The organism is Olsenella uli (assembly GCF_901212675.1).
Taxonomy (GTDB): domain Bacteria; phylum Actinomycetota; class Coriobacteriia; order Coriobacteriales; family Atopobiaceae; genus Parolsenella; species Parolsenella uli_B.
The window spans coordinates 55,845-67,912 of the sequence record NZ_CAAKOQ010000037.1 but is presented as its reverse complement, the minus strand read 5'-3'; the positions used below and the strand labels follow the sequence as shown (position 1 = coordinate 67,912).

Annotated in this window: 9 protein-coding genes and 1 tRNA gene; 2 read left to right on the top strand and 8 right to left on the bottom strand. The window is 68.5% G+C overall.

The annotated features are described in order from the left end of the window. The first annotated feature begins 55 nt into the window (after positions 1-55). Positions 56-131, top strand: a tRNA-Ile gene (locus EFAMC1_RS05470). A 709-nt stretch (positions 132-840) separates the two neighbouring features. Here EFAMC1_RS05470 and EFAMC1_RS05465 read toward each other — a convergent pair. Beyond that, positions 841-1,620 carry a 2,3-bisphosphoglycerate-dependent phosphoglycerate mutase gene (locus EFAMC1_RS05465; protein ID WP_154053299.1) on the bottom strand — a complete coding sequence of 260 codons (780 nt, stop codon included), beginning with the start codon at positions 1,618-1,620 and terminating at the stop codon, positions 841-843. A gap of 175 nt (positions 1,621-1,795) precedes the next feature. Between EFAMC1_RS05465 and EFAMC1_RS05460 the strand changes: the two genes are divergently transcribed. Then, positions 1,796-3,595, top strand: a complete 1,800-nt coding sequence (locus EFAMC1_RS05460; RefSeq protein ID WP_154053298.1) for an ABC transporter ATP-binding protein — start codon at positions 1,796-1,798, stop codon at positions 3,593-3,595. A 55-nt stretch (positions 3,596-3,650) separates the two neighbouring features. Here the strand turns inward: EFAMC1_RS05460 and EFAMC1_RS05455 are convergent, their stop codons facing one another. The 7 genes from EFAMC1_RS05455 to EFAMC1_RS05425 form a co-directional block, all read right to left on the bottom strand. Continuing rightward, on the bottom strand, positions 3,651-4,793 hold the full coding sequence (locus EFAMC1_RS05455) for a pyridoxal phosphate-dependent aminotransferase (RefSeq protein WP_154053297.1): 1,143 nt from the start codon (positions 4,791-4,793) through the stop codon (positions 3,651-3,653). A gap of 76 nt (positions 4,794-4,869) precedes the next feature. Continuing rightward, a complete protein-coding gene (locus EFAMC1_RS05450; RefSeq protein ID WP_154053309.1) occupies positions 4,870-6,576 on the bottom strand; it encodes a proline--tRNA ligase in 1,707 nt (568 codons plus the stop codon). A 46-nt stretch (positions 6,577-6,622) separates the two neighbouring features. Then, positions 6,623-7,723 (bottom strand): flavodoxin-dependent (E)-4-hydroxy-3-methylbut-2-enyl-diphosphate synthase, encoded by a 1,101-nt coding sequence (gene ispG, locus EFAMC1_RS05445; protein ID WP_261981787.1) that lies wholly within the window; start codon positions 7,721-7,723, stop codon positions 6,623-6,625. Between the two features lie 3 nt (positions 7,724-7,726). Next, positions 7,727-9,121 carry a site-2 protease family protein gene (locus EFAMC1_RS05440; protein ID WP_154053296.1) on the bottom strand — a complete coding sequence of 465 codons (1,395 nt, stop codon included), beginning with the start codon at positions 9,119-9,121 and terminating at the stop codon, positions 7,727-7,729. Continuing rightward, on the bottom strand, positions 9,118-10,314 hold the full coding sequence (dxr, locus tag EFAMC1_RS05435; protein ID WP_261981785.1) for a 1-deoxy-D-xylulose-5-phosphate reductoisomerase: 1,197 nt from the start codon (positions 10,312-10,314) through the stop codon (positions 9,118-9,120). Before dxr ends, EFAMC1_RS05440 begins: the two co-directional genes overlap by 4 nt. Further along, complete coding sequence (locus tag EFAMC1_RS05430; RefSeq protein ID WP_154053295.1) at positions 10,311-11,270, bottom strand: phosphatidate cytidylyltransferase; 960 nt, start codon at positions 11,268-11,270, stop codon at positions 10,311-10,313. The genes dxr and EFAMC1_RS05430 overlap by 4 nt, the downstream gene beginning before the upstream one ends. Then, positions 11,267-12,052 (bottom strand): isoprenyl transferase, encoded by a 786-nt coding sequence (locus EFAMC1_RS05425; RefSeq protein WP_187324575.1) that lies wholly within the window; start codon positions 12,050-12,052, stop codon positions 11,267-11,269. The genes EFAMC1_RS05430 and EFAMC1_RS05425 overlap by 4 nt, the downstream gene beginning before the upstream one ends. Positions 12,053-12,068 lie beyond the last annotated feature (16 nt).

Genomic DNA, 12,068 nt, shown 5'->3' with positions numbered 1-12,068 from the left:
TTATCTCCACCATCTAAGGCAGGGCGGCGGCTTTGGCCGCCGCCCTTTTTCTTACGGGCCTATGGCGCAACGGTTAGCGCAGGGGACTCATAATCCCTGGGTTGCAGGTTCGAATCCTGCTGGGCCCACCAGGAAACCGGAGGTCGAGGCATGAACTTGCTTCGACCTTTTATGTGCATATTCCCTATATTATCCCAGCTTATTCCTATGGTACATCGTGTTCGGTTTCTAAACTGCATGAAGCCCCTGTGGGGGATGCCGGTTCGGTAGCATGGCTCATTCGCGAGGCACTAGATACAAGCACGATTTAGTGCGATGGCCAAGAAGGGGCCCGCAAATCAAGTTGGCACTCCTCCGCAAACCCCAATTTCTCGACTGCTGGTCACGAAGGCGTATTTACCGTTGTCTTTTTCTCGCGGGGACAGGACATCGACCCACGACCCGGACCAAAGGACGGCGAAGAAAGACTCTGCGGCTATCACAAAGAGAAATGATGGCCCGAATCACACTTCAGGATGAACCGGTCGGGCTATGCAAACCAAGGTAAACCGCCTCTGATGACCAGCAAACAGAAAATTGACAGCCCCTTGAACATGCCTCCAGCGCTTCTCTTATTTCCAGATCCTCGTCGATGCCCTTGTCGACCAAGGCACTGCGCCATCACACGAAGGAATGCCAGGCTATGACGTAGCGCCTGGCCCCCCCTAATCGGGGGTCACAAAGACAGTTGCCGACGAGTTCGGACGAAATAGTGGGCTAAAACGACCAAGTTGGTCGGGAACTGCAAAGCGAATGCCCCAGAGGGACGCTGGCGACGGAAGCGGCAACAAGCCGCCCCGCCTACGCGCGACCGAGGTCGCGGACGGCCTGAATGCCGGCCTGAGCGGCAGCCTCGTCGAAGTAGCGGCCGGGACCAAGCGGCTTGCTTGCACCTCCCCCGTCGGCGAACTCGTAGGCGAGCGGCACGCCGGTGGGCACGTTCACATGACTGATCTCGTCTGCCGAGAGGTCCTCGAGCGTCTTGACGATTGAGCGCACCACCGAGCCGTGCGTCACCACAAGCACGCACTCCCCCGCCGCAAGGCGCGGAGCCACGAACCGCGCCCACCACGGCGCGAGGCGCGCGCCCACGTCGGCCAGCGACTCGGAGCGGATCTGGGCCGGGTCGGCACCGTCAAGCCCGTCTGCCATGTCGGCCGCGTAGCGCGCATCTCCCGCCTGAAAGTACGGCGAGGCCGGGTCGATCTTAGGCGGGCGCACGTCGAAGCTCCTGCGGTACGCGTGGAAGAGCTCGTCTCCGCAGCGCCCGCGCATGGCCGGGCGGGTCTCGCCCTGAAAGGCCCCATAGTGACGCTCGTTGAGCCGCCAGGTGCGCTCCGCCGAGAGCCACGGGCGGCCGATGATGTCAAGCACGATGTCGGCCGTCTCGATGGAGCGGCCAAGCACCGACGTCATGCACACGACGGGGGCGATGTGAGCCGCCCTGAGCAGCTCGCCGGCATGTCGGGCCTGGTCTCGCCCGTGGTCGGTGAGCGGCACGTCGACCCATCCGGCAAAGCGGTTGACCCTCTTGTCCGTCCAGGTGCTCTCGCCGTGGCGCATGATGACGAGCGTTGCCATGTGTGCCCCCTCAGCCGGTTTTCTGAGTCTCTTATACCACCCGGGGGCGACAGGCTGGTGCGCAAGCGGCCCGATGGCGCGACGCAGACCCTCCGCCCCCATCGTTGGTGACACTCCGTCACCAATTGGGTACCCTACTCTCCGGAAAAACTCGGAACGCAGACGGGAGAGACGCATGGCAAAGCTGACGAGGTCGGGCAGGTCGGTGACGAGGCGCACCCTCGAGCGCTACTGGGAGGTCACCACGATCCAGGGCTTGACCTTCCTCGCGAACGTCCTCGTGACGCTTGGCTACGTATTCTTCCTCACCTTCGCGAGCCCGCTCGTGGTGGGCAAGGTGGTCGATCTCGTGGCCACAGGCGGCGTGGGGCCCGACCGCGTCTGGGAGGTCTTCGGCCCCTACGTGGCGCTCTTCGTGGGCGCCAACGTGGCCGGCCAGGTCTGCAGCAAGCTCCAGGACTACACCTGCGCCCGCCTCGAGATCCGCGCATCCTACGAGCTGGCGCGCCGCTCGTTCGACGTGCTCTCCAACCAGAGCATGACCTTCCACACTAACCGCTTCGGCGGCTCGCTCGTGAGCGCCACGCAGAAGTACGTGGGCGCCTACGCCACGCTCATGGACACGTTCACCTACTCGCTCCTGCCGGGCGTGGCCACCGTCGCCATGACGATCGCCCTGCTCGCGCCGCTCGTGCCCGCCTACGTGGTGCTGCTCGCGGCCGTGCTCGCCATCTACGTCGTGGTGGTGCTCAAGCTCTACCGCAAGATCTTGCCCATCAATGCCGCGGCATCGGCCGCGCAGAACCACCTCTCGGGCGAGCTCTCCGACAGCATCACCAACATCATGGCCGTGAAGACGGCCGGCCGCGAGGCCAATGAGCAGGAGGTCTTCCGCCGCGCAAGCGAGGACGTGCGCCAGGCCGACTCTGCCCGCATGCGGCGTACCGTGCGCACCGGCGCCGTCACGAGCACCCTCATCGTGCTCATGATGGCCCTCACGGCCGTCTTCATCGCGGGCGGCAACGCCTGGCTCGGCATCTCGGGCGGCACCCTCGTCATGATGTTCACGTACACCAACACGCTCGCGATGCGCTTCAACATGCTCTCCGCGATGTTCCAGCAGATAAACCGCGCCCTCGGCGACGCGCACGACCTCACCGTGGCGCTTGACGAGCCCCTGCTCGTGGCCGACGACCCCAACGCGCCCGAGCTCCGGGTCACGGCGGGCAGGATCGACTTCGAGGGCGTGGGCTTTCGCTATGCCGACGCCGACGAGCAGGATCGCGTGTTCGACGACTTCACGCTTGAGATTCCGGCCGGCCAGCGCGTGGGCCTCGTGGGCCGCTCCGGCTCGGGCAAGACCACGCTCACGACGCTGCTCCTGCGCCTTGAGGACCTCACGCGCGGCCGCATCGTCATCGACGGACAGGACATCGCGCACGTGACGCAGACGAGCCTGCGCCGCCAGATCGCCTACGTGGCCCAGGAGCCGATGCTCTTCCACCGCTCCATCCGCGAGAACATCGCCTATGGCCGGCCCGACGCCAGCGACGCCGAGGTGGAGCGCGCCGCCCGCGAGGCGAACGCCTGGGAGTTCATCGAGCGGCTGCCGGACGGCCTCGACACCGAGGTGGGCGAGCGCGGCGTGAAGCTCTCCGGCGGGCAGCGCCAGCGCGTCGCCATCGCGCGCGCCATCCTCATGGATGCGCCCATCCTCGTGCTCGACGAGGCCACGAGCGCGCTCGACTCAGAGAGCGAGCGGCTCATCCAGGACGCGCTCGAGAACCTCATGCGCGGCCGCACCGCCATCGTCGTGGCGCACCGCCTCTCGACCGTGGCGAGCCTCGACCGCATCGTGGTGCTCTCGCACGGCGCCATCGCGGAGGATGGCACGCACGAGGAGCTCGTGGCCGCAGGCGGCGAGTACGCGAGCCTCTGGAGCCGCCAGACGGGCTCGTTCCTCGCGAGCGAGTAAGGGAGCGACACCGGGGCGCGGCCGTTGCGTTCAAATAAAGCCGAGGTAAAAAGCACTATCCCCTGAGATCGGCCACGAGGCCCCCGAGCCTGTCGAGGCCGCGCTCGAGGTTGTCTTCGGAGACGCAGTACGAGAGACGTGCGTACCCCTCGGCACCGAAGCACGTGCCGGGCACGAGCGCCACGCCCGCCTCGCGGATGGCCCGCTCGCAGAACTCCTCCGAGCCAAGCCCCAGGCCGGCGATACCCGGAAACGCGTAGAACGCACCGGCAGGACGCTCAAGGGCAAGCCCCATGGCGGAGAGCCGCTCGCACACAAGGTCGCGCCGCCGCCGGTACGTCTCGCGCATGGGGGCCGGGTCGCAGCCGAGCGCCACGACCGCGGCGTCCTGGAGAAACGCCGGCACGCTCGAAACGAGGTACTGGTGTACCTTTTGTACCTCGGCCTTTATGGCGTAATCCGCCGCCAGCCACCCCAGGCGCCACCCCGTCATGGCCCAGGGCTTCGAGAACGAGTCGACCACGACGAGCTGCCCGCGAAGCTCGGGGTGCCGCACGGCCAGGCGCTCGTAGCCCTCGTCGTAGGCAAGGCGGTTATAGACGTCGTCGCAGATGACGTAGATGCCCGTGCGCGCGGCGACCTCGGCCACCGCGTCGAGCGCCTCGGCGGTGTAGACGCAGCCCGTGGGGTTGTTGGGCGAGGTGAGCACGAGGGCCTTCGTGCGCGGGCCGATCGCGGCCACGAGCGCATCGCGCGCGATCTGGAAGGCTGTCTCGCACGTGTCGAGCGACACGACCCGGCCGTGAGCCATGCGGACGAGCGTCTCGTAGAGGCCAAAGGCTGGCACGGGCACCACGACCTCGTCGCCCGGGTCGAGGAGTGCCAGAAGCGTCGCCGCGAGCGCCTCGGTGGCGCCGACGGTCACGATGAGCTCGTCGGGCGCGTACGCGAGCCCCTGCTCGGCCATGTAGGCCGAGAGCGCCTCGAGGAGCTCGGGTCGGCCGTTGTTGGGCGGGTAGTGCGTGAGACCGCGCGCGAGCGACTCCCCCACCGCCGCGCGAACCGGCGCGGGTGTGTCGAACTCGGGCTCACCCAGCGTGAGCTTGACGCAGCCGGGCGTCTCGTTAGCGAGCGCCGTGAAGCGGCGGATGCCGCTCGTGGCAAGCCTCGCGAGGTCTGAATTGGTGGGTCTCGGCACGAGATGCCTCCTTATGAAAGGCGCCGCGGACAACCGCGGCGCCCTGGCAAGACGATGGGAAGTGACGGGGGGGGGGCTACGCGCGGCCCGCGCGCACGAGCTCGGCCACCTTGGCCGCGACCTCGCCGAGCGTGACCTCCGTGCGCTCGCCGGTGGCGCGCACCTTGAGCTCGCAGTTGCCCGCCTTCACGGCGCGCTTGCCAAAGACCAGCTGGAACGGGAAGCCCATGAGGTCGTTGTCGGCGAACTTCACGCCGGCGCGCTCCTTGCGGTCGTCCACGACGACCTCGATGCCGGCAGCGGCGAGCTCGTCCAACACAGCCTTGGCGGCAGGCCAGACCAAGTCGTCGTTCACGTCGAGCGGCACAACCGCAACCTCGTAGGGCGCGACCGAGACGGGCCAACAGATGCCGTGCTCGTCGTTGTGCTGCTCCACCACGGCCGCGAGCGTGCGCGAGACGCCCACGCCATAGCAGCCCATGAGCAGGGGCTTCTCGGCGCCGTCCTCGTCCATGAAGGTGGCGCCCATGGCGGCGGAGTACTTCGTGCCCAGCTGGAAGACCTGCGAGACCTCGATGCCGCGCGCGCCGGCAAGGGGCTTGCCGCAGTGCGGGCAGGGGTCGCCGGCCACGACGGTCACGAGGTCGGCCCACTCGTCGACCGTGAAGTCGCGGCCCGGGCAGGCACCGGTGTAGTGGTAGTCGACCTCGTTGGCGCCGCAGGCCCACTTCTCGGAGGCCTTGAGGCTCTCGTCGCACACGAGGCGGACGCCCTCGGGCAGGTTCACGGGGCCGATGAAGCCCTTGTGCAGGTGGTTCTCCTCGAGCTCCTCCTCGCTCATCATGTGGTACTCGCCAAAGAGGTGCTCGGCCTTGCACTCGTTGAGCTCGTGGTCGCCCGGCACGATGCACACCACGGGCGTGCCGTCCTCGGCGATGAGGGCGAGCGACTTGCGCGTGCCGCTCTCGGGAAAGCCGAAGAACTTGGAGACGGCCTCGATGGTGCCGAGGCCCGGCGTGCTCACCTTCTGGAGCGCACCGTCGCCCGGGCCCTCGGTCACGGCGACCTTCGTGGCCGCGGCCTCGTCGTCGGCCGCGAATCCGCAGGCATCGCAGTAGACGAGGCTCGCCTCGCCCGCGTCGGCAAGGGCCATGAACTCGACGGAGGTGTCACCACCGATCTGGCCGGAGTCGGCCACGACGGGCAGGGCCTTGAGGCCGCAGCGACGGCAGATGTTGGCGTAGGCGTCCTTCATGTCGTCGTAGCACGCCTGCAGGCTCTCCTGGGAGACACTGAAGGAGTAGCCGTCCTTCATGACGAACTCGCGGCCGCGCATGAGGCCGAAGCGCGGGCGGATCTCGTCGCGGAACTTGTCCTGAATCTGGTAGAGGTTCACGGGCAGCTGCTTGTAGCTGCGGAGCTCGTTGCGCACGAGCGCCGTGAGCGTCTCCTCGTGGGTGGGGCCGAGGACGAACTCGCGCTCGTGGCGGTCCTTGAAGCGCATGAGCTCGGGGCCGTAGGCGTCGATGCGGCCGCTCTCGCGCCAGAACTCGGCGTCGACCATGATCGGGGTGAGGAGCTCCTGGGCGCCCTTCGCCTCCATCTCGTCGCGCACGATGGCCTCGATCTTGTGGATCGAGCGCAGGGCGAGCGGCAGGTAGGTGTAGAGGCCGGCCGCCTCCTTGCGGATCATGCCGGCGCGAAGCAGCAGGCGGTGGCTCGCGAGCTCGGCCTCCGCCGGGTCCTCCTTGAGCGTGGGGGCGTACAGGCGGCTCATGTACATGGGTTTCATGGAAGTCCTTACCTCGGAAAACTGAACGATCGAGATTCTAGCGCTCGAAGCGCTCGGAGATCTCCTTGAAGAGCTCGTCGACGATCTTGTCCTCGGGCACGCGGCGAAGCGTCTTACCCCCGGCGATGATAAGGCCAGAGCCCTTGCCGCAGGCCACGCCGATGTCGGCGCCGCGGGCCTCGCCCGGGCCGTTCACCACGCAGCCCATGACCGCGACGGAAATGGGCGCGTGCACGGAGGCGAGCCGCCGCTCGACCTCGCCCGCTATCTCGATGAGGTTGACCTCGCAGCGTCCGCAGGTGGGGCAGCTCACAAGCTCGGGAGAGCGACGGCGCATGCCCAGCACCTGGAGGAGCTCCCAGGCAACCGGGACCTCCTCGGAGGGCGGCGCCGTGAGCGAGAGACGCATCGTGTCGCCGATGCCCTCGCTGAGAAGCACGGAGAGTGCGCTCACATTCTTGACCGTGCCCTGGCGAAGTGTGCCCGCCTCGGTGACACCAAGGTGGAGCGGCACGTGCGGCAGCAGCCGCGAGAGCTCGCGGTTGGTGAGGATGGTGGCCGGCACGTCGTGCACCTTGGCGGAGAGCACGATGTCGGTGAACCCGCGCTCCTCGAAGTGGCGCACGAACGAGACGGCGCTCTGCACGAGCTTCTCGGGCTGGGTGAGGTCCTCGCGCGCGTCGATGGCGCAGTCGAGCGAGCCGGCGTTCACGCCGATGCGGATGGGAATGCCCGCCTCCCCCGCCGCGTCGATGACGGCGTCGACCTTGTCGAAGGAGCCGATGTTACCCGGGTTGATGCGCAGGGCCGAGGCACCCCGGCGGGCCGCCTCGATGGCGAGGCGGTGGTCGAAGTGGATGTCGGCCACGACGGGCAGCGTCGAGTCGGCGCAGACGGCCCCGAAGCCGTCGAGTGCGTCGGCGTGGGGGATGGCGACGCGGACAATCTCGCAGCCCAGGTCTGCGAGCTCGTGAATCTGGGCGAGGGTGGCGGCGGGGTCGGTCGTCTTGGTGGTGCACATGGACTGCACGGAGACGGGCGCGCCGCCGCCCACGGCGACGCTGCCCACATGCACCTGGTGCGTGAGCTCGCGGGGCAGGCGCGTGCCCTCCTGCGAGCCCTGGCGAAGGTCAATCAAGGTCTAGCCCCCAATGACGAAGCGAAGGATGTCCTGGCGAAGCACGAACGCGAAGAGCAGCAACGTGAGGGCGAGCCCGGCGTAGGAGAGCCCCACCTGGATGCGCTCGGGGATGCGCCGGCGGCTCACGAGCTGGACGAGCTCGATCGCGATCTTGCCGCCGTCGAGCGGCGGGATGGGAAGCAGGTTCATGAAGCCGAGCGAGAGCGACAGGGCCGCCATGAGGTAGAGGAAGTCGACGGGCCCGGACTTGGCCGCCTCGGACGCCATGACCGAGATGCCCATGACCGAGGTGGATTGCGAGACCACCTCACCGGTGTGCGCCGGCTGCAGGAGCTGGGCCACGTAGCCCGCCGTCATCGTGACGGAGCGCCAGGCCACGCCCATCGACTGGACGATGCTCGGGTGGAAGACCTCCGTGGAGGCCGTCACGCCAAAGAGCCCGGAGCCCGACTCGTCTGAGGCGGGGTCGACGGTGACCGTGAAGTCGGTACCGTCACGCTCGCACGAGACGTCGAAGGCCTGGCCGCTCGCGATGGCGTCGCGCAGCTGGGTGCCCATGTCGGTCCAGGTGGAGACCTGCGTGCCGGCCACGGAGGTGATCTCGTCGCCCGCCTGGATGCCTGCCTGCTCGGCGAGCGAGCCCGCGCTCACGGACCCCACGACGGGGACGTCGCGCGCGACCGTGATGCCGCCCACCGACACCGTGAGCGCGATGAGCACAAGGCCCACGACGACGTTCACGAGCGGGCCGGCGAAGAGGGTCACGAGCCGGGCCACGAAGCCCTTGCCGCGATATGTGTTTGCGCGCTCGGCCGCGAGCAGCGCCTCGGCGCCACCCTCGGGAAGCGCGTGGGGCTCGCCCGCCTCGGTGGAGCCCTCGAGCGTGAAGTCGTGGCCCTTGTCGAAGGCCGTGAGCAGGTTGGCGTCGCGCCGCACCGTCTCGAAGGCGGCCGGCCAGGACTTCTGCGTGGGACGCTCGCCCAGCTTGGGGTCGTAGTAGGGGCGCACGGAGGCCCAGTCGGAGAGCACGGCAAGGTCTGCCAGGGCCTCGTCCTCGGAGACGCCCACCTCCCGGGCGACCTCCCCCACGCTCACGCGCCCGTGGGAGGCCACGCAGGCGAGCACCTCCGCCGCGTGCGGGCCCTCCTCGCCCTCCATGCCGCAGATGCGGTTGTAGCCGCCAAGCAGGATGGGCGTGACGCCGATCTCGGTGCCGCGCGTCCCGCTCGTGTGCGAGAGGCGGAAGCGGCAGGGCATGCCGAGGAAGAACTCGGTTACGCGCATGCCGAAGGTGCGGGCCGAGAGGTAGTGGCCCGCCTCGTGCACGAAGACGAGGATGCTGAGCAGGACGACGCCCCAGAAGACCGCCGAGGCCGTGTTGGCGAGCCAGGTCATGCGAGCCTCGCCAGGTAGTCGCGGGCGCGCGTGCGGGCCAGGGCGTCGACCTCGGCGACCTGCTCGACGGAGTCGAGGGCCTCGACGCGCGTGGCGGACATGACGGCCTCGACGGTGCGGTCGATGTCGCAGAAGCCGCAGGTGCCCGCACGGAAGGCCGCGTTTGCCACCTCGTTGGCGGCGTTCATGGCACACGGCAGCGTGCCGCCCGCACGCCCCGCCTCGAGCGCGAGCAGAAGGCAGCGGAAGGCCTCGGTGTCGGGATGGTCGAAGGTGAGCGCCCCGGTGTCCCGCCAGTCGACAGGCGTGGCCGGCGAGGCCCAGCGCTCGGGGTAGCTGAGCGCGTACTGGATGGGGATGCGCATGTCGGAGGGGCCGAGCTGTGCCTTGACCGAGCCGTCGGCGAACTCGACGGCCGAGTGGATGCGGCTCTGGCGGTGCACGAGGACACAGACGTCGTCGATGGGCACGTCGAAGAGGTGGTGCGCCTCGATGACCTCGAGGCCCTTGTTCATGAGCGTGGCCGAGTCGATCGTAATCTTGGGGCCCATGGTCCACGTGGGGTGCGCGAGCGCCTGGGCGGCAGTGACGTGCTCGAGCTCCTCGCGCGTGCGGCCGAAGAAGGGGCCGCCCGAGCAGGTGAGCCAGATGCGACGCAGCTCGGCGTGGCGCTCGCCAACGAGGCACTGGTAGATGGCGTTATGCTCGGAGTCGACCGGCAGGCAGCGGCCCGGCTTGCAGAGCGGCATGAGCAAGTCGCCGGCGATGACGAGCGCCTCCTTGTTGGCGGGCGCCCACACCTTGCCGGCACGCAGCGCCTCGGCGCTCGCCCAGATGCCGGCCTCGCCCACCACGGCAACAAGCACGCAGTCGACGTCGGGCAGACTCGCGAGCCGAGTCACGGCGTCGCGCCCAAAGCCGAGCTCGCAGCCCTGGGGGAGCTCCTCGAGGGCTGGGTCGGACCTCCTGGCCTCGTCAGCGACGGCCACGTGGGCCGCACCGAACTCGCGTGCCGCGGCGACGAGCTTGTCGCACGACGAGTTGACCGCGAGCGCGGTCACGGAGAGCTTGTCGGGGTGCATGCGGCAGACGTCGAGCGCCTGCGTGCCGATGGAGCCCGAGCAGCCGAGGATGGCGACGCGCATCGGGCGAGTGCGCTCGGAGCAAGGCGCCGTGTCTTCGAAGATGTTCACAGGATGCCCCCAAAGTGAAGCACGAAGTATGCGGTCATGCAGGCAAAGAGCATGGAGTCGGAGCGATCGAGCAGCCCACCGTGGCCGGGAATGAGGTTGCCCGCGTCCTTGACGCCCACCGAGCGCTTGAGGCGGCTCTCGAAGAGGTCGCCGATGACGCCGGCGATGCCGCAGAGCACGCCGGCCACGAGCGCGATGGGCACGTCCACGCCCTGCACGCCGAGGGCGGCCACGATGAGCCAGATGCCGCACGAGCCGAGAAGCCCGCCCAGGAGGCCCTCCCAGCTCTTGTTGGGCGAGATGCGCGGGGCGAGCTTGTGGCGACCGAGGCGCGATCCCACGAGGTAGGCGGCCGCGTCGTTGACCCAGACCGAGCCCATCGTGCCGAGGGTGAGCAGCGCCCCCTCGAAGCCCGGGTCGCTCACGCGAATGGTCACCACCGCGGAGAACATGAGACCTGCGTAGAGGGCCCCGAAGATGGTGATCGACGCGTCGGAGACGCTCGCGCGCGGCGTGAGCACGTACCAGGCGCCGCAGACAAGCATGAGCAGAAGCGTGATGGCCGTGAGGGCATCGCTTCTCACGAGCGCGGCCAGGGGGTAGAGCAGGGCCGCCGAGAGGCCGATGACCTCGTTGGGCATGCGGCCGGCGAGGCGCTCGAGCCGGTAGAACTCCGAGCAGCAGAGCCACGCCATGGCCGAGACGAGCAGCATCGTGGCGAAGCGCCCCAGAAAGAGGCACGCCAGGATGAGCGCGGCGTAGATGAGGCCCGACATCGCGCGCGTGAGGAACCGCTCCGTCCAGGAGCGAGCCTTCTGGCCGCGAAGCCCGCCCACGACGCGCTCGCCCTCGCGGGCCTCGCGCCTGCGCTCGAGGTTCTCGGAGGCGGTGTCGAGGCTCCTCGGCTGACGCTCAGAGCCAGACGTGGTGGGCGTGTCCTCGCCAGGCGTGCTCACTTGACGCTCACCCCGCCAAAGCGGCGGTCGCGCCCCTGGAAGGAGCGGATGGCACGCAGCAGCTCCCAGCGGTCGAAGTCGGGCCAGAGCACGTCGGTGACGTAGAACTCGCTGTAGGCGAGCTGCCATAGCAGGAAGTTGGAGAGCCTAAGCTCGCCCGAGGTGCGGATGAGGAGCTCGGGGTCGGGCAGGCCTGCGGTGTAAAGCTCACCCGCGACGCTGACCTCGTCGATGGCGTCGACGTCGAGCTCGCCGGCCGAGACGCGCTCGGCGAGCAGGCGGGCAGCGCGGGCGATCTCGGCGCGGGCGCCGTAGTTGACCGCAAGTGCGAGCGTCATGCCCGTGTGGTCGGCCGTCTCGGAGAGACCCTGCTCGAAGACCTCACGGGTCTGTTCGGGCAGGCGGGAGAGGTCGCCCAGGAAGCGCAGGCGCACGTTCTCCTGGTGGAAGAGCGGCAGTTCGCGCACGAGCGTGGTGGCGAACAGGTGCATGAGGAGGTCGACCTCGTGCTGCGGGCGCTTCCAGTTCTCCGTGGAGAACGCGTAGCAGGAGAGCGCTTCGATGCCGAGCCGCACGCAGGCCGTGATCGTCTCGCGCAGGCTCTTGATGCCGGCGACGTGGCCCTCGCCGCGCTCGAGCCCTTGGCGCGTGGCCCAACGGCCGTTACCGTCCATGATGACGGAGATGTGGCTCGGGAGCCGGTCGAGGTCGACGTCGGCAAGCGCAACGTCCTCGGGCGGGTTGGCAAAGTATGGGCCGAGCTTCTCCTCGTCGCGCTTCACGGGTGTCTCCATGTGG